This is a genomic window from Verrucomicrobiia bacterium (genome assembly GCA_035574275.1).
In the GTDB taxonomy this organism is placed as follows: domain Bacteria; phylum Zixibacteria; class MSB-5A5; order DSPP01; family DSPP01; genus DSPP01.
On the sequence record DATLYY010000007.1, the window covers coordinates 1 to 17,559 of the forward strand.

At 56.6% G+C, this 17,559-nt stretch carries 18 protein-coding genes; 8 read left to right on the plus strand and 10 right to left on the minus strand.

The genetic code is table 11. The features are described from left to right. Positions 1–401 precede the first annotated feature (401 nt). The 8 genes from VNL73_01370 (at position 402) to VNL73_01405 (ending at position 8,378) form a co-directional block, all read left to right on the plus strand. Positions 402–2,063 carry a hypothetical protein gene (locus VNL73_01370; GenBank protein ID HXF48059.1) on the plus strand — a complete coding sequence of 554 codons (1,662 nt, stop codon included), beginning with the start codon at positions 402–404 and terminating at the stop codon, positions 2,061–2,063. 196 nt (positions 2,064–2,259) lie between these two features. Beyond that, complete coding sequence (sufB, locus tag VNL73_01375; protein ID HXF48060.1) at positions 2,260–3,750, plus strand: Fe-S cluster assembly protein SufB; 1,491 nt, start codon at positions 2,260–2,262, stop codon at positions 3,748–3,750. A gap of 54 nt (positions 3,751–3,804) precedes the next feature. Further along, the gene (gene sufC / locus VNL73_01380; GenBank protein ID HXF48061.1) at positions 3,805–4,569 is read left to right on the plus strand and encodes a Fe-S cluster assembly ATPase SufC; all 765 of its coding nucleotides are present in this window, start codon (positions 3,805–3,807) and stop codon (positions 4,567–4,569) included. Then, complete coding sequence (gene sufD, locus VNL73_01385; protein ID HXF48062.1) at positions 4,570–5,925, plus strand: Fe-S cluster assembly protein SufD; 1,356 nt, start codon at positions 4,570–4,572, stop codon at positions 5,923–5,925. It abuts the gene before it with no gap. Positions 5,926–5,943: 18 nt separating this feature from the next. Beyond that, positions 5,944–7,194 carry a cysteine desulfurase gene (locus VNL73_01390; GenBank protein HXF48063.1) on the plus strand — a complete coding sequence of 417 codons (1,251 nt, stop codon included), beginning with the start codon at positions 5,944–5,946 and terminating at the stop codon, positions 7,192–7,194. Beyond that, positions 7,191–7,643 carry an SUF system NifU family Fe-S cluster assembly protein gene (locus VNL73_01395; protein ID HXF48064.1) on the plus strand — a complete coding sequence of 151 codons (453 nt, stop codon included), beginning with the start codon at positions 7,191–7,193 and terminating at the stop codon, positions 7,641–7,643. The genes VNL73_01390 and VNL73_01395 overlap by 4 nt, the downstream gene beginning before the upstream one ends. A gap of 33 nt (positions 7,644–7,676) precedes the next feature. Further along, entirely contained in the window at positions 7,677–8,036 is a 360-nt protein-coding gene (locus tag VNL73_01400; GenBank protein HXF48065.1) for an iron-sulfur cluster assembly accessory protein, read from the plus strand. Between the two features lie 15 nt (positions 8,037–8,051). Beyond that, on the plus strand, positions 8,052–8,378 hold the full coding sequence (locus VNL73_01405) for an SUF system Fe-S cluster assembly protein (protein ID HXF48066.1): 327 nt from the start codon (positions 8,052–8,054) through the stop codon (positions 8,376–8,378). A gap of 63 nt (positions 8,379–8,441) precedes the next feature. Here the strand turns inward: VNL73_01405 and VNL73_01410 are convergent, their stop codons facing one another. The 10 genes from VNL73_01410 to VNL73_01455 form a co-directional block, all read right to left on the minus strand. Further along, positions 8,442–9,488: a tagatose 1,6-diphosphate aldolase gene (locus VNL73_01410; GenBank protein ID HXF48067.1), complete on the minus strand. Its 1,047-nt coding sequence runs from the start codon at positions 9,486–9,488 to the stop codon at positions 8,442–8,444. Between the two features lie 161 nt (positions 9,489–9,649). Further along, positions 9,650–10,894 carry a rod shape-determining protein RodA gene (gene rodA, locus VNL73_01415; GenBank protein ID HXF48068.1) on the minus strand — a complete coding sequence of 415 codons (1,245 nt, stop codon included), beginning with the start codon at positions 10,892–10,894 and terminating at the stop codon, positions 9,650–9,652. A 1-nt stretch (position 10,895) separates the two neighbouring features. Then, on the minus strand, positions 10,896–12,719 hold the full coding sequence (gene mrdA, locus VNL73_01420; GenBank protein ID HXF48069.1) for a penicillin-binding protein 2: 1,824 nt from the start codon (positions 12,717–12,719) through the stop codon (positions 10,896–10,898). Further along, entirely contained in the window at positions 12,716–13,201 is a 486-nt protein-coding gene (gene mreD, locus VNL73_01425) for a rod shape-determining protein MreD (GenBank protein HXF48070.1), read from the minus strand. The genes mrdA and mreD overlap by 4 nt, the downstream gene beginning before the upstream one ends. Beyond that, a complete protein-coding gene (gene mreC, locus VNL73_01430; GenBank protein ID HXF48071.1) occupies positions 13,198–14,004 on the minus strand; it encodes a rod shape-determining protein MreC in 807 nt (268 codons plus the stop codon). Before mreC ends, mreD begins: the two co-directional genes overlap by 4 nt. Before the next feature lie 46 nt (positions 14,005–14,050). Continuing rightward, entirely contained in the window at positions 14,051–14,512 is a 462-nt protein-coding gene (locus VNL73_01435) for a PTS sugar transporter subunit IIA (protein ID HXF48072.1), read from the minus strand. An 8-nt stretch (positions 14,513–14,520) separates the two neighbouring features. After that, positions 14,521–14,688: a Trm112 family protein gene (locus VNL73_01440; GenBank protein ID HXF48073.1), complete on the minus strand. Its 168-nt coding sequence runs from the start codon at positions 14,686–14,688 to the stop codon at positions 14,521–14,523. 5 nt (positions 14,689–14,693) lie between these two features. Continuing rightward, positions 14,694–15,701 (minus strand): acetyl-CoA carboxylase carboxyltransferase subunit alpha, encoded by a 1,008-nt coding sequence (locus tag VNL73_01445; GenBank protein HXF48074.1) that lies wholly within the window; start codon positions 15,699–15,701, stop codon positions 14,694–14,696. Next, on the minus strand, positions 15,698–16,726 hold the full coding sequence (locus VNL73_01450; protein HXF48075.1) for an MraY family glycosyltransferase: 1,029 nt from the start codon (positions 16,724–16,726) through the stop codon (positions 15,698–15,700). The genes VNL73_01445 and VNL73_01450 overlap by 4 nt, the downstream gene beginning before the upstream one ends. Further along, positions 16,723–17,559 carry a glycosyltransferase family 2 protein gene (locus VNL73_01455; protein ID HXF48076.1) on the minus strand — a complete coding sequence of 279 codons (837 nt, stop codon included), beginning with the start codon at positions 17,557–17,559 and terminating at the stop codon, positions 16,723–16,725. Before VNL73_01455 ends, VNL73_01450 begins: the two co-directional genes overlap by 4 nt.

Here is a 17,559-nt window from a genome sequence, read left to right on the forward strand (position 1 = left end):
AACCAAAAAAAGCCGGAATAGAACACCAAAGCGCCGCGCAAGCGGCGCAGGGCAGCTGCCTCTTTGAAGGCAGCCAACCCAATAGAACTGAAGGGAAGGTGGCGCCTCCCCTTCACATGCCGCCCAAATCCCGCGAACCCAGAGCCCCAGACCTCGGGTAGCCAAAGAGGACACAAGGAAAGGAAAAAGGGGCGGAAGCGTACGCTCCGCCCCTCCCTCTCCTTAAAAAACACCTTGTCCCCTCCTTACGAAGGAGGGGATTAAGGGGAGGTTTTTTTACAGCCCCCCAAAAAAACAGAGGGGGCTTTTTTTATTTTTCCTGCAAAATCGCAACAAAATCCCCACCGTTTTTGCCTTTCCAAACGCTTGCCAATCCTGCAAGTTTTTTTAACTTATAATCGATGGCGATTCCGTTCAAGAACTACGACCCGCACAAGCCGAATTTTTACGCCGAGGCCTTCCCCCGCCCGAACATCCGCTCGATGGATGACTACGCCGAGGCCTACACCCGCTGGGCCATCGACTCCGGCGTTTTTGACTGGGTGGAGGGAACCACGCTGCGGGCCGTCGCCACGGATATGCACCTTTTGACCAAGGAGCCGGTGCATTACGGGCTTTTCAAGGGGCAACAGCGCTTCGTTCATCCGCACATCGCCAAGCTCTTGGGCATCAACCCGGTGGGCTATCCGGAAGACAAGCTTTCCTGGCTGGCGGGGGGCACCATCCGCCAGACGCAGAACATCATCGCCTATCACCAGGGCTCCTCCGAATTCGGCTCCAGCCAGCAGCAGAACCAGCTCCGCAAACTCGGCTACATGCCGCCGATTTTTGAAAAGTACGCCCGCAACGTCATCGGCGAAGAGGGTGAACACGGCACGCAGATGGGCTACTGGCTGGGGATGACCGGCGGCGATTTCGAATGGCTTTTGGTGGAGGATTTGCTGGCGCGCAACGCCAACTCCGACGACCCGAATTTGCAGCAGCCCTTAATCGAGTTCAACCCGCCGGTCGAAACCCTGCCGGAAATGGGGCATTACTTCGACAAGCAGGATCGGGACGGCTGGTCGAAGCTGGTCTCCTCCAGCGACACGGCGGACGCCCTTTACGCCGGAATGATGCGCTATTTTTTGAAGCAGGAAGCGAAACATTTGGGGAGCGGCCAGCAGATTATCGAGTTGTATTTGCAGGCCGGCCGAATCCCGATGGATTTGCATCTGAAAATGGAGTGGGAGTGGTCCGCCCGCGCCTACCGCCTGCACGGCAATCCCTACAACTCCGACGGGGCACGGCGCAATTTCCAAATCGGCGCCAAAAACCCGATTCTTCCCTGGGACCGCAAAGGCCCGAACGGGGAGATTTTGAGTTTCACCATGCCCCACCCGAAGGGGAAGAACGGCTTCCTTACCGTCCCCATCACGCCGGAGATGGACCCGGGGCATTTGAACGGCTACGAGGCGACCACCGTGCGCAAGCGGATTGCCGGGCAGAATGAAGGGAAGCGGAGCGCGCTTCTCTCCGAATCCCAGCGCAAGGAGATGCGGGCGTTTCTGGAAAAAGTGACCATGTTCGTTCCGGAGCCGGCCCGCTCGGAAATATTGAATTCCGGCAAAATCCCGACCGCCGAAATTTCCTGGCGGCCGTATCATCTCGCGTTCATCGAAGACCCCTGGCCGCATTTGCGGGGGTATTATACCGACGTTTTCGGCTACCCGATTCCCTCCGAGCGGGAGTATTTGGAATACCGCAAACTGGTGGACATCACCCCGGCCGACCGGGAAAAGATTCTGGAGCTTACCCGCAGCAAGGGGTGGATGGTGGAGTTTGAGCCGGGGAGCCGGTACGACGTTTACAAAGACGGGCAGGTGCAGCCGGACAAGGATGATTTGGTTTTGTACGAGTTCAAAGTCGGCAAACCGGCCTCCCGCTTCAAGGTACTTTTCACCTTTCCCCAGGCAATATCTAAATTCGAATCCTCCCGCCCCGCACAGATGCCCTCCACGGTCTCCGGCTCCGACGGCGCGCAGACCCTCTGGGATTTGCATGATGACATTGTGGGGAATTGAGAAATTGAACAGTTTTGTTAGGGTTTGCACAAGCCCAAATCTCCAATTCCTGCAATAACTTAGCAGGGATTAAAAATCTTTCAAAAATCCTTGACAATTCTCCCATAAAGTTCGTATAATTAATTGCCGACCATTATAGTCGGGAATAGGGATGGACGCAAGAACAATCCCTGCAAAGGCATAGGGAAGGATAAAAATGGCCATTACGGATGAAAATATAAAGCTCCAGAACCCGGCCCCGGAAGAAGGGGTTGAGGGACTGGTTGGCAAAGAATACAAGTACGGCTTCTACACCGACATCGAGCAGGATAAGGCCCCCAAGGGGCTGAATGAGGATATTATTCGCCTCATTTCGGCCAAGAAGGAGGAGCCGGAGTTTATGCTGGAATGGCGGCTGAAGGCGTTTTCCCACTGGCAAAAAATGGCCAAGGAGGAAGGCCAGCCGCGTTGGGCCAACATCCACTACCCGGAAATCGACTATCAGGATATCATCTACTATGCGGCGCCCAAAAAGAAGCCGAAACTGGACAGCTTGGATCAGGTGGACCCGGAGCTTTTGAAAACCTTTGAAAAGCTGGGAATTCCGCTCGACGAGCAGAAAATGCTCACCGGCGTGGCGGTGGATGCGGTTTTCGATTCCGTTTCGGTCGCCACGACCTTCAAGGCGAAGCTGGCCGAGTTGGGGATCATTTTCTGCTCGTTCTCCGAGGCGGTGCGGAACCATCCGGAACTGGTCAAAAAGTATCTGGGGACGGTGGTGCCGCCCAATGATAATTTCTTTGCCGCACTGAACTCGGCGGTGTTTTCGGACGGCTCCTTCTGCTATGTCCCCAAGGGGGTGCGCTGCCCGATGGAGCTTTCCACCTATTTCCGCATCAACGCCGCCGACACGGGGCAGTTTGAGCGGACTTTGATTATCGCAGACGAGGGGGCCTACGTTTCGTATCTGGAAGGATGCACGGCGCCGATGCGGGACACCAACCAACTGCATGCGGCGGTGGTCGAACTTATCGCCCTTGAAGGCGCCACGGTCAAATACTCCACCATCCAGAATTGGTATGCCGGGGACAAGGAAGGGAAGGGCGGAATCTTCAACTTCGTCACCAAGCGGGGAAAATGCCTGGGAAAAAACTCCAAAATCTCCTGGACGCAGGTGGAAACCGGCGCGGCGATTACCTGGAAGTATCCTTCGGTGATTCTGGAAGGGGAGAACTCCATCGGCGAATTTTACTCCGTCGCGGTCACCAACAACTACCAGCAGGCGGACACCGGCACGAAGATGATTCATTTCGGCAAAAACACCAAAAGCACCATCGTTTCAAAGGGGATTTCGGCCGGGCACGGGAACAACACCTACCGCGGGCTCGTCAAAATGCAGCCGCGGGCCAAGGGCTCGCGGAACTACACGCAATGCGATTCGCTTTTAATCGGTGATAAATGCAGCGCCAATACGTTCCCGTACATCGAGGTGCAGAACAGTTCCTCTTCCGCCGAGCATGAGGCCTCCACCTCGCGCATCAGCGAAGACCAGATTTTTTACTGCAAGCAGCGGGGGTTGAACACGGAGAACGCCATTTCGATGGTGGTGAACGGTTTCTGCAAGGAGGTTTTTCGGGAATTGCCGATGGAGTTTGCCGTGGAAGCAACGAAGCTTTTGTCGGTCAGTTTGGATGGGAGCGTGGGTTAAAAGCGAGATTCTTCGCTGCGCTCAGAATGACAACCAAATAGGGAGAATAAAGGAATGTTGAAGATAAAGAATTTGAGAGTGGCGGTGGGAGGGAAGGAAATACTGAAGGGGATTAATCTTTCCGTAAAAGCCGGGGAGGTGCATGCCGTGATGGGGCCGAACGGCTCAGGCAAAAGCACTTTGGCGCAGGTTTTGGCCGGGCACCCCTCTTATCAAGTGCTCGAAGGGGAAGTTCTCTACCAGGGGAAAGACCTTCTTGAAATGGCGCCGGAAGACCGGGCCAAGGAAGGGGTTTTTATGGCCTTCCAATATCCCGTTGAGATTCCCGGCGTTTCCAACGCTTATTTTTTGCGCTCGGCCTACAACGAAATCCGCAAGCACAGGGGCGAAGAGGAGCTGGACGCGATGGAGTTTTTGAAGCTTCTGCGCCGGAAGATGAAAGTGATGCACATGGATGAGTCGTTAATCAACCGGCCGGTGAATGAAGGGTTTTCGGGCGGGGAGAAGAAGAAAAACGAAATTTTCCAGATGGCGGTTCTGGAGCCGAAGCTGGCGATTCTGGACGAGACCGATTCCGGGCTGGACATCGACGCCTTGAAGGTGGTCGCCGAAGGCGTCAACAACCTCCGCAAGCCGGAGAACGCCACCGTTTTAATCACCCATTATCAAAGATTGTTGAACTACATCACGCCGGATTTTGTGCACGTTCTGGTCGGCGGGAAAATCGTCCGCTCCGGCGGCAAGGAACTGGCCTTGGAACTGGAAGACAAAGGGTATGACTGGGTGCGGGAGAAGGACGCCGCTTTGGCGGGAGCATAGATGAGCACGACATTGGTTTCTCCCAATCTCACAGCGCCGGAAAAGGCGCACTACGTGGCGGATTTTGAGCTTTTCAACAAAAACGGAGCATCGGCGGCTCCGGCGTGGGTGCGGAAGCTTCGGCAGGAGGCATTCGCCCGCTTTGTGGAGATGAATTTTCCCACGATGAAGGACGAGGAGTGGAAGTACACGAGCGTTTTGCCGATTGTGAAGCTGCCCTTCCGGCTGGCCTCCAAATTTCCAAGCGGGCTTTCCAAAGCTGAAATCGAAGCCCACTTTTTCGGGCAGGCGGGCTGGCCGCGCTTGGTTTTCGTCAACGGAATTTTTTCCAAAGAGCTTTCCGCCGTCTCCGGATTACCGAGGGGCGTTTTGGTCAAAAATCTGGCTTCCGCGCTTGCGGAAAATGCGGAGTTGGTGGAGGCGCACCTCGGGAAATACGCCTCGCCGGATGCCAACATTTTCACGGCGCTCGGAACGGCGTTTCTGGAAGAAGGGGCGTTCGTTTATCTCCCTGCCGGCACAGTTCTGGAGAGACCCATTCACCTTCTTTTCATATCCACGGCAGAAAAAGAGGTCACCGTGGCGCACCCGCGCATCCTCATCGTCGCCGAAACGGGGAGTCGCGGCGCAATAATCGAAAATTATCTTGGCAAATCGAACCAGCCGTATTTCACGAACGTGGTCACGGAAATCGTAGTCGGGGAGAATGCTTCTCTCGAGCATTACAAACTGCAGCGGGAGGATGGGCACGGGTTTCACATCGCGGCCACGGAGGTTTATCAAAAGCGGGCCAGCCATTATTCCGGATTCACGCTGGATGCCGGGGCGCAACTGGGGCGGAACACCCATCGCGTAGTTTTGGATGGAGAAGAAGTGGAGTGCCATTTGAACGGGCTTTACATCGCCGGCGGCAAACAGCATATCGACAACCATACCGCCATCGACCACCGGCGGCCGAACGGCAAAAGCTTTGAAGTTTACAAGGGGATTGTGGACGGGCGGGCGCGGGCCGTTTACAACGGCAAAGTATTCGTCCGGCAACCGGCGCAGAAGACCGATTCCAAACAGACCAACCGGAATCTTTTGCTCTCCGATTTGGCGCGAGTGGATACCAAGCCGCAGCTGGAAATTTTTGCCGACGACGTCAAGTGCACGCACGGGGCGACGGTGGGGCAATTGGACGAAACGGCAATTTTCTATCTGACTGCGCGGGGGATCAGCCGGGCCAATGCCCAAAGGCTTTTGACCTTCGGGTTCGCCAACGACGTCATCAACCGCATAAAACTGGAACCGATGCGCGCCGAGCTGGAAGCGGAACTTTTGGCCCGGATAGAAAGCGGCTCCAACACAATATAGGTTTTTATGGCGACAACAATGACCCCCGAAGTAAAAGCCGGGAAGCGATTTCATCTTGATGTAGAGAAAATCCGCAAGGATTTTCCGGCTTTGCACCAAAAGGTGTACGGCAAGCCGCTGGTCTATTTGGACAACGCCGCCACCAGCCAGAAGCCGCAGACGGTCATCGACACAGTTTCCCGCTACTACACCATCGAGAATTCCAACATCCATCGCGGGGTGCATTATTTAAGCGAACGGGCGACCAAGGCGTACGAAGATGCACGTACAAAAGTAAAGGAATTCATCAACGCCCGCGAAGTGCGGGAAATCGTTTTCTGCCGCAGCACCACGGAGGGAGTCAATCTGGTGGCGCAGAGCTTTGCGCGGGGCCTTCTAAAGCCCGGCGATGAGATACTCATCACGGCAATGGAACACCATTCCAACATCGTGCCGTGGCAGATTTTATGCGAGCAAACCGGCGCCGTTTTGCGGGTGGCGCCCATCAACGATGCGGGGGAACTTGTGCTTCCAGAATTCGAGAAGCTTTTGACCTCGAAAACCAAGCTGGTTTCAGTCGCCCATATTTCCAATGCGCTGGGAACCATCAACCCGGTCGAGCAGATTATCGAGACAGCCCACCGGCGCAGCGTTCCGGTCGTCCTCGACGGCGCGCAGGCGGTGCCGCATCTCAAGGTGGACGTGCAGAATTTGGACTGCGATTTTTATCTTTTCTCCGGGCACAAGATGTTCGGGCCCACCGGCATCGGCGTGGTGTACGGCAAGGCGCATTTGCTTGAAGCCATGCCGCCGTATCAAGGGGGCGGGGATATGATTCTCTCGGTCACATTTGAAAAAACAACCTACAACGTGATTCCGCACAAGTTCGAAGCCGGGACGCCGAACATCGCCGGGGCCATCGGGCTGGGGGCGACTGTCGAATATCTGGCCGGCATCGGGATGGAGAACATCGCCGGATACGAACAGGAGCTTTTGGAATACGGGACGGAGAAACTTTCGGCCGTTCCGGGGTTGCGGCTGGTCGGCACGGCAAAGAAGAAAGCCAGCATTCTTTCGTTTGTGATGGGCGGAATTCACCCGCACGACATCGGCACGATTTTGGACCGCGAGGGGATCGCCGTGCGCACCGGGCACCACTGCGCCCAGCCGGTGATGCAGCGCTTCGGCGTGCCGGCCACGGTGCGGGCCTCGCTGGCTTTTTACAACACCAAAGAGGAAATCGACGCTTTGGTTGCCGGGCTTTTGGAAGTGCGAAAGGTTTTTGGATGATTTCGGAAATCGGCGAACTGTATCAGGAGGTCATCATCGACCACAGCAAACGTCCGCGCAACTTCCGGGTTTTGGAAAAAGCGGACCGGCAAGCGGAGGGATACAACCCGCTCTGCGGCGACCGGCTCGTGCTTTATTTGAAGATGAATGGCGACACGATTGCCGACGTCAGCTTTCAGGGCTCCGGCTGCGCCATTTCGACCGCCTCGGCCTCGATTATGACCTCCGAACTCAAAGGGAAAACGGTGGAGGAAGCGGAGGAGATTTTTGAAAAGTTTCACCAGATGGTTACCGGGACGCCAAACGAGAATTGGGAAGAACAACTGGGAAAGCTGGCCGCTTTTTCGGGCGTGTCGCAGTTTCCGGTGCGGGTCAAGTGCGCCAGCTTGTGCTGGCATACTTTGAAAGCCGCTTTGGAAGAGAAGAAGGAAACTGTTTCTACTGAATAGCTGTTTAAATAAACAATGGAAGGAGAACAATAAATGGTAACGTTAACGCCAACGGCCGGCGAGGCCGTGCGGGGAATAATCGAGCAGGAAAAACTGCCCCAGACGACCGCTTTGCGGCTGGGGGTTACCACGGAAGGGTGCGAAGGGAGCGGGACGAAGTTCCGCTACGTTCTGGATTTCGACGCAACGCCCGCCAAGGAAAACGACTCGGTTTTCGAATCCGAGGGGATGAAAATTTTGGTGGACAACGACAGCTTGCCTCATCTTTCCGGGTTGCAGCTCGATGCGCGGAAGCAGATGGGCGGGGTGCAGTTCGTTTTCCGCAACCCGCAGGCGAAGCACAGCTGCGGCTGCGGGCACTCCTTTTCCGAGGAAGCGCCGGAGTCGCATTAAACCGTGCTGGAGACGATGGAAAAGACCCCCCTTACCGCGTTGCCGCTCGAAGCGCAGGTCATTGAGGCGATCCAGAGCTGTTACGACCCGGAAATTCCGGTCAATATCTACGAGCTGGGGCTGATTTACGATTTGAAAGTCAGCGCGGAAGGGGAAGTGGAAATAAAAATGACTTTGACCACACCGCACTGCCCGGTGGCGGGCTCGCTTCCCGGCGAAGTGGAGGAGCGGGTGCGCGCCGTGCCGGGGGTCAAGGAGGTCAAACTCGAACTCGTCTGGGAGCCGCCTTGGGATATGAGCAAAATGTCGGAGGCGGCCAAGCTGGCGTTGGGGCTTTTGTAACTTTTCGGATGCAAAACAAAAGGGCGCCCATAGGGCGCCATTTTTATCTGTATTGTAAGATTATCAGCCGATGATGGCCGGCTCGGCGTGCTTTTCCAATTCGTCAATCGAGGAGGCGCCGAATTTTTTGAACCAGGGGGCGGCGGCTTTAAGCCGCTCGTTCAGGGCCCGGATGTTTTTGACGCCGACGTCCGCCAGCCAATCCTCGAGCGCCTTCAGCCCCTGCTTGGCGTAAACCGGAATTCCTTCCTTCCAGGTGGCGCGGCCGCACAAAACGCCGTTGAAGTCGATTTGTGCCTCGGCGGCCAGTTCCAAGCTTTCGAGAAATTGGGCGTTGGAAACACCGGCGCTCAAGTAGATGAACGGTTTTTTGGCGGCTTTGGCGGCCTTTTTGTAATGCTCCATCGCCTCTGATTTTGAATACGCCTTGGTTCCCTTGAAAGCCCTGGTTCCCTCGACAAATTCCAAGGCGACGGGGATTTCGACTTTCAGAACGTCCACTTTGTACTCCGGCTTGGAAAACTCGGCGATGCTCTCGGTCACGATTTCCGGTTTTTGCCTGGCATATTCGACCGATTTTTCATCCCCACCCTTGGGGTCGTAGCCCACAAACTCGAGGAAATAGGGGATGTCATAAAGCGCGCACTCGGCGCCGATGCGCTCAACAAAGGAATGCTTTTCGGCGTTCACCTTGGCATCGTCAAAAGGGGTGTAATAAATCAGGAGCTTCACGGCGTCGGCACCGGCTTCCTTCAGCTTCCGCACGGTCCAGTCAATCAGCAAATCGGGGATTCTTCCCGGGCGGGTATTGTCGTAGCCGGATTGTTCGTAAGCAAGAAGCACACCTTTGCCTTGGGCCCTTTGTTTCATCGCCGGCAGGCCGTATTCGGGGTCGAGCAGGATGGCGGAGGCGTAAGGGGTCAGAATCCGGGTAACCGCCGATTTGAACTCGGCCATCATTTCATTTGTAATCCGGTCGGCCGAAACTCCTTTTTCCTTGGCAATCGCTTTCTTTAACGAGCCGCGCTGATCCATCGCCGCGGCGGCAATCACCCCGCGGGAATCGGCCAGTGCTTTCATACCGTTCAGTTTTCCCGGCGTCCAGTTCATTTCCCGCAAGGTAATTTCTTGAGACGGAAAATTCAACCGGTTCTGGAAAAAAATGCGGGATTCTTCGCTGCGCTCAGAATGACAAAAATTGGGGACAGTTGACGTTCCGGCGTCGATTCTGTCCCGCGACGGAAGTCGAGGCTCCGGAGCAATGGATAGATTCAGTATTCGTACCGGCGACGGCCGATGCCGGCCAATACCCCGAGCATAATCCAGGAGGTTATCATCGAGGTGCCGCCGTAGGAAACGAGGGGAAGGGGGAGGCCCGTGACGGGCATCAAACCGATGGTCATCCCGATATTCACCAGAACCTGAAAAACCAAAACGGCGGTGATGCCCAAGGCGGTGAAGCTGGCGAAGCTGTTGCGGGCTTTCTGGGCGTAGTCAATCCCGCGGTGAATCAGGTAGCCGAAAAGGGCGATCAGCACCAAAACCCCCAGAAAGCCGAACTCCTCCCCCACTACGGAGAAAATGAAATCGGTATGCTGTTCGGGCAGAAAGGCAAGCTTGGTCTGCGTCCCCCCCATGTACCCCTTCCCCAAAAGTCCGCCGGAGCCGACGGCAATTTTGGACTGGATGATTTGATACCCGGCGCCGCGGGGATCCCGGTTGGGGTCCAAAAAAATCAGGATGCGCAGCTTTTGATAATCGTGCAGCCGGTTCCAGACCAAAGGCATAATCATGCCGGCCAAAAGATTCACGGTCACCGTGGCGGTGGAGAAAAAGCCGCCGGGGCGGACGAGATACAGGACGGCCAAAAGCAAAAGGAAAAAAAGCCCCCAGGAAATCCAGTGCAGGGCGGCCAAAAGACTCAAAGCGGGGGAGATGATGAAAAACAGGTAGATTGCCGGGATGGAGGACCAAAAAAGCATGGCCAGAAAAATGGCGAAAAAGACAAGCGAGGTGCCCAAATCAGGCTGGCGCAGAATCAAAAGCATCGGCAACAGGGCCAGAAAAAGGGCCGGCAGGAGCCGCTTGGGGATGTTCGTTTCGTACTTGGAGGAATAGGCCAGAAAGCGGGCCAAAGCGAATACGGTGGCAATTTTGGCCAGTTCCGAGGGCTGCAGGTTCAAAAATCCCAGATCGTACCAACGGGTGGCTCCCAAGCGGGTGGAGCCGAGAAAGAAAACGCCGATGAGGGCGAGGATGGCGACGATGTAAAAAAGGTAGGCGAAAGCCTCAAAAAATCGGAAGGGCAGGGCGTACACAACCCAGAAAGCGACCAGCCCCAAGGCGATCCAGAACAACTGTTTCAAATAGAGATCCTGCTCCAGCGGGTTGGGGGACATGTGGGTGGAACTGTAAATCAAGGCGACGCCGGAGAGGGAAAGGAGAAGCCCGATGGCCCAGAGCCGGCGGTCCACTTCGTTCCAGAACTCAAGGATTACGGTTTTTACGGCGCGCATATCAGTCGGAATACTCGAAGGTGGCGGAATCGGCCGGGCTGACCAGCGGGCCGGTCGGCTTTCTTTTCAACAGGTAGGCCTGCAGCATCTGCTGGGCCACCGGCGCCGCAATATCGCTACCATGGCCCGCATTCTCGACCAAGACGGCAATGGCGATGACTGGATTTTCCGCCGGGGCGAAGCAGGCAAACCAGGCGTGGGGCTCGCCGTGGGGGTTTTCCGCCGTGCCGGTTTTGCCGGCGACTTTGATCCCCTCCACCTGCGAGCGGTGGGCCGTGCCCCGCTGGCCGTGGACCACCTCGACCATCGACTTTCTTAGAATTTCAAGCGTTTCCTGCGAAAAAGGAAGCCGCTCGACGATTTCCGGCCGGTATTCCTGCACGCCGGTTTGATCCTGCACTTTCTTCAACAGATGGGGTTTCCACAAAACGCCGCCGTTTCCCAAAGCGGCGTAGAAATTCGCCAGTTGGAGCGGGGTGGTCAGATACTCCCCCTGCCCGATGGACAAATTAAGCATGACCCCCTGCGACCATTTCCCCTTTCCCAGCCGGCGGTCATACCAGTCGGTGTTCGGCACCAGCCCGCGCGCCTCGTCGGGCAGATCGATTCCGGTGCGTTTGCCGAAGCCGCATTTTTTGCCGTACTCCGCCCATTTGTTGATACCGAGTTTCTGGCCGAGTTGGTAGAAGTAAACATCGCAGGATTGCTCGATGGCGCCGATAAGGTTCAAGCTGCCGTGCCCCTCCGGCTTCCAGCAGCGGAAAAAACGGGTGCCGAATTGATAGCCGCCGCGACAGGGAGTCGGCATATGGGTTTGAGGTTTCACCAAGCCATCCTCCAAGGCCGCGCCGGCGGTCAACAGCTTGGCCGTGGAGCCGGGAGGGTATTGCGATTGAATCACCCGGTTAAGAAGGGGGTGATTGGGATCCTCCACAATCCGGTTCCACTCCTCGTAGGTAATCCCGACGGAAAGCCCGGCCGTGTTGTAGACCGGTTTTGAAACGAAAGCCAGAATTTCCCCGTTGGCCGGATCCAGCGCCACGGCGCCGGCACAGCAAAAGTTAGCCAGCGCGGATTCGGCGGCCGCCTGCACATCCATATCGATGGCGATGACCATGTCGCTGCCGGAGATGGGGTGGAGCGGGGGCTTGTCCGGCACTTCCCCCAAAACCTTTCCCTGGGCGGTGACTTCGAGGTACAAGACGCCGTCCGAGCCGCGCAAAAGCTGATCGTACTGTTTTTCAATCCCCCGCTTGCCGATGTAGCCCCCCTGCCGGTATCCCTTGGAGGCAAGCTGCAAAAGCTCCTGTTCCGAGATTTCGGAAATGTAGCCGACCAGATGGCTGCCCCAGTTGTTGGGGGGGTAGTCGCGGGCCTGCTCCGCTTGATAAATGACCCCCGGAAGGTCCTCGTTCAGTTCCTCCAGTTGCGCAACGGTGGCGAAATCGACATCTTTTTTCACCTTGATCGGCTCGTAGCGGCTGGTGCGCTCCCGCTTTATCGCCGCATCCAGTTCCGCTTCGGTGAGGCCGATCAAAGGGGCCAGTTTTTGGATGGTCAGTTCCAGGTCGCGCACCTCGTACGGCAGGATCGACACGGAATAGGCGGGGCGGTTGGCCACGATTTTTCGCCCGTGCCGGTCGTAGATCGCGCCGCGGGGGGCGGGAATGGGGATCAGGCGCAGCCGGTTGACGTCCGCCATCCGCCGGTAGTAGGGGTGAAAGACAATTTGCAGAAAGAAAAGCCGGATCACCAGGGCGCCGGCCAGAAGGGCCAAAACGGCCAAAAGGATTGCATTTTTGTTCCTCCGGGAAAATTCGTTCAAAGGGTAAACTCCGGCTCTTTTTTCCTTGTACGCCCGGCCAGGTAGAAAAGAACAAAAGCCAAAAGCATGGAATAAACGGCGCCCAAAAGGGAGTAGCGCCCCAGGATATACAGCGTCGCGGTGGGGGAAAAACCGGTATCCGCGAGGTGGTACCCCAGTTCGTAAATCACCACGGAGAGGCCGGCGATGATCCCCTTGGAGTAGAAGTTTTCCAAGAAAAGATTATCCTTGAATCCCCCCAGCCAGTAACCCAGCGTCAGCCGCAAAAGGGTTCCCCATCCCAAAAGTGAGGGATGGAGCACGTCGGTCAGAAGCCCGGAGACGAAACCGAAGAAAAGCCCCTCCACGGAACCCCGCGTCAAGGCGAAGTAGGCGGTCAAAACAAGGCCGATATCCGGGTGGGCGCCCCCCACCGCGAGCCAGGACCGGAGGAGGGATTCGTACAAAACCACGGCCAAGAGGCCGGAAATGAAGGCCTTCACCGGTTTTCCCGTTCCGGAGAATTTTTGGGAACCAGGATGAACAGCTCGTCCAACGCAGAGAAGCCGACGGCGGGCAGGAGGTCGATGCTGCGGAAAAAGGAGAGCGTGTCGGCAGTCACGGTTTTCACCGTCCCGACCACCAGCCCCTCTGGAAATATCCCCCCCAGCCCGGAAGAGACGATGGTGTCGCCGACGGCCACGTCGTCGGCGGGGGAAATGTTTTCAAAAGAGAGGCAGGGGCCGGATTTCCATTTGACAATACCCAAGACCCGGCTCCTTTGGTCGCGGGCCGCAACCCGGCAGCCCGGATCAAAGAGGAGTTGAATCACGGCGGCGTCCGGCGTGGCGTCCAGAACCTTGCCCACCAGCCCGTTCAAGTGCACGACCGGCAGATTTCGGCGTATTCCATCCCGGGTGCCGCGGTTGACCGTGATTTCGGTCGGCCTCGGGGTGGCCTCGGCCCCCACCAGTTCGGCGGCAACCGGGCGGAAATCGGGCGGGGCGGAGAGGCCCAATAGTTTGCGCAGCCGCTCGTTTTCGAGCGAGCTTTCCTTTAAGGCCCGGTTTTCCATCTTCAGGCCCAAAAGCTCGTTTTTGAGGAGCCGGTTCGTCTCCCGTACGGCCAAAAGTTCGGAAAACGCTTTGCCGAGGGAGAAAAACGGAGCGTAGAGGGTGCTGGAGATGGCGGTCGCGAAGGTGTACTTAACCGGTTTGGGTAAAATTAAAAGCAGAAGGGAAAAGCCGGCCGTCAAGGCAATGGCGGCTTTCGGCTTTGTTTTAAACGGTACGGACAGTTCGCTCAACGGTTTCGCCCCCTCCTATGTTAATTCGGCAAAACCCGGATTTTATCTATCCGTTGTCGGAGGCCTTATCCAAGGCCTCCAGCAGTTCCCCCGGGCTTTTGACGTCCATGAAACGCCGCCGGTTTTTTTCGTCCTTCATGATGAAGGAGAGCTGGGCCATCACGTTCAAGTGCGCCCCGATCGCATCCTCCGGAGCGGCGATCAGGAATAAGAGATAGACCGGCTTTTTATCCATCGCCTCGAAATCCAGGCCGCTTTTGGAACGGCCGAAGGCGATCACCACGCCGCGGGTGGCCGTGGTTTTGGCGTGGGGAAAGGCGACCCCGTATCCCACCCCCGTGGTCACCAGCTTTTCCCGCTCCAGAACGGCGGAAAGCAGCTCCTTTTCATCCTTGACCAGCTTGGAGCGGGCCGCCAACGCGACCAGCTCGCGAATCGCCTCCTCCTTGGATTTGGCTTTCAGGTCCAGTGAAATCAGTTCCTCGCCGCAAAATTTTGACAATTTCATCTGCGCTCCTAAAATTTTTCCGCCTCTTCCACCAGCATGATCGGGATCCCCTCCTCGATTTTGTATTTCAGCCGGCAGGCAAAGCAGGTCAGCCGTTCATTTTCTTCATCGTATTCGAGATTCCCCTTGCAGGCCGGGCAGGCCAGAATTTCCAGAAGCTTTTTGTCCAGCACCAGTCCTCCTATTGTTTTTCTTCCGGTTCCGCGACCGGTTTGGCCAGCGATTCCGGTTCCGGCTCAATCGTATAGCGGCCCATCGAGCGGTATTTTTCTATGCGGTGCATAATCAACTCATCGGGCGGGAAGACGACCAGCTCGCCCAGGGCGGCCAGCACCTCTTTTTTCACGGCTTCAAAGGTTGTTTTGGGATCCCGGTGGGCGCCGCCCAACGGTTCCGGCACGATTTTATCGATAATTCCCAGCTCGAGCAAATCAAACGAGGCGACTTTCAAGGCCTCGGCGGCCTCCTCTTTTTTTTCGCTGTCCCGCCAGAGAATGGCGGCGCAACCTTCCGGCGAGATGACCGAATACCAGGCGTTTTCCAGCATCAAAATCCGGTCGCCGATGCCGACCCCCAGGGCGCCGCCGGAGGCCCCCTCGCCGATGATCACCACCACGATGGGGACCGGCAGGTTGGTCATTTCCCGCAAATTGCGGGCAATCGCCTCCGCCTGGCCGCGCTCCTCGGCGCCGATTCCGGGATAGGCGCCGGGGGTGTCTATAAGCACCAGAATCGGCAGCCCAAAACGGGCCGCCAGCTGCATGGCGCGCAGGGCCTTGCGATATCCTTCCGGATTGGCCATTCCGAAATTGTGAAACAGCTTTTCCTTGGTGTCCTTCCCTTTCTGCTGGGCGACCACCAAAAGCTTTTGATGGTCCAGCTTTCCGAACCCGGTAATTACGGCATGGTCGTCGGCAAACCCCCGGTCGCCGTGCAACTCGATAAAGTCGGTGATTAAGGCCTTGATGTAGTCGGAAGCGATGGGGCGTTTGGGATGGCGGGCGAGCTGGACGCGCTGCCAGCGGGTGAGCTTGGAGTAAATCTCCTTCTGCAGCCGCTCCAGCTTTTTTTCCAGCGCCGCGATTTCGCGGGAGAGTTCCACCGACTCGCCGGTGGCGAAATCCCGGATGTCGGCGATTTTTTTCTCCAGCTCGACGATCGGCTTTTCAAAGTCCAGGTAGCCGTTCATTTTTTCCTCTCCGCCACGTGCCGTACCAAGATAATAAATGCGACCGACAAAAACAGGTACAAAAGCACAAGCCCGGATAAAATAAAACGCCGGTCCAACGTCACCAAGCACAAAACGAGAAAGGAAAAAGCAACCGACGAGGAGTAAAAGAGCCAGACCGTCACCTTGTGGGAAAGCCCCAGTTCCAACAGCCGGTGAAAGAGATGCTCCCGGTCGGCGGCATGCCAGGGCCGGCCGCCTTTCAACCGGCGGAAAAGGGTGGTGGCGGCTTCCGCCAGAGGGACTCCGAGGGTCAACAGCGGAATGAAAAGCGCCGTGGCGGCAAACCCTTTGATGGGAAACAGGAGCCCGAGCGAAGCGAACAAAAACCCGACGGTAAGCGAGCCGGAATCCCCCATAAAAATTCGGGCGGGAAAATAATTAAAGGGGAGAAAGCCGGCGAGCGCACCGGCCATACACAAGGCAAAAACGGCCAAGAGCGGGATTTGCAGAAAATGGCCGGACAAAAACAAAGTCACAGCCACAATCAACGAGACGCCGGCGGCCAGCCCATCCAGCCCGTCAATCAAGTTGATGCTGTTGGTCAGCACCACAACCCATAAAAAAGTGACGGGGAGGGACCAAAAACCAAGATTCCAGGCGCCGAAAAACGGGATGTAAAGCACCCTGATGGCCAGACCTCCCGCCACCAGAATGGCACCGCCCAGTATTTGCACGAGCAGCTTAAGCCGCCAGTCGGAGGTATGCAGATCGTCGAACAATCCAACGGCAAAAACGACCGATGAACCGAAAAACACGAAATAGAGCTCCGAGGGAATGGGGCCGTTTAAGAAAAAAACGGCGAAAAGTCCGGCCCAAAAGGCGGCAAAAATGGAAATGCCGCCCAAACGGGGAGTCGGCTCGACGTGAATTTTACGAGGGCCGGGCTGGTCGAAAAGCCCTTTTTTTCGACAAAGGTACGTAACCAGCGGCGTCAAGGCCAGACCGATTCCAAAAGAGAGCAAAAACGCAATCCAGCGGCTCATCGATGCATCCCAAGGAGGCGGAAAAGGGCGCGCTGAATCCAAAAAAGGCAAGCCAGCCACACGCGGAAGAGTCGGTGGGTAGGAAAATGTTTTTTAAAGTAGTAAAGGAGGGAGGCGTGCTGCTGCCCGAGTTTTTGCAAAGAATTTTGACCGGTGGAGAAACTCCAGTAATGCCGGACCCTTACTTCCGGCGTAAAGAAGATTTTGGCGCCGGCTTCGGACAGCCGCCTGCAGAGGTCGGTGTCCTCCACAAAAAGGAAAAAATTGGGGTCAAAGCCGCCGACTTCGAGAAACTTTTTCTTTCGCACCAAAAAGCAGGCGCCGCCGACAAACCCCGTTACCGGTTCGGTTTTTTCGGGCAACGGGCGCAAATAACCGCCCCTAGGGCCAAGCAGCCATCCCAACGGAGAGCGGCGGGCAAAAAGGATGGTCGACGGCGTGGGAAAATTGCGCACCGTCGGGATCGGTATTCCTTCGGGCGTTTCCTGCAGGGGGGCCATCAAATCCGCCTCGTCCGCTTCCGCCAATTCCCGCAATCGGCTAATTTGCGCGGGATTGATTTCCAAATCGCCGTTCATAATCAAAAGCCAGTCGCCTTTGGCTTGGTTCGCACCGCGGTTGACCGCCGCGCCGTACCCCCGGTTCTTTGGCATCGGCAGATAATTTAACGCAAGAAAATCGGTTTTCAGCTTTTCACCGGTCTGGTCCGGAGAGGCGCTGTCCACCAGGATGATTTCATCCAACTCCTTGCCTATCCCTGCAATCAGCGGCTCCAGGAGCCGCCGGGTCAAAGGGTAGCTCGCATAGGTAACCATCACCACCGAGACGCCCAC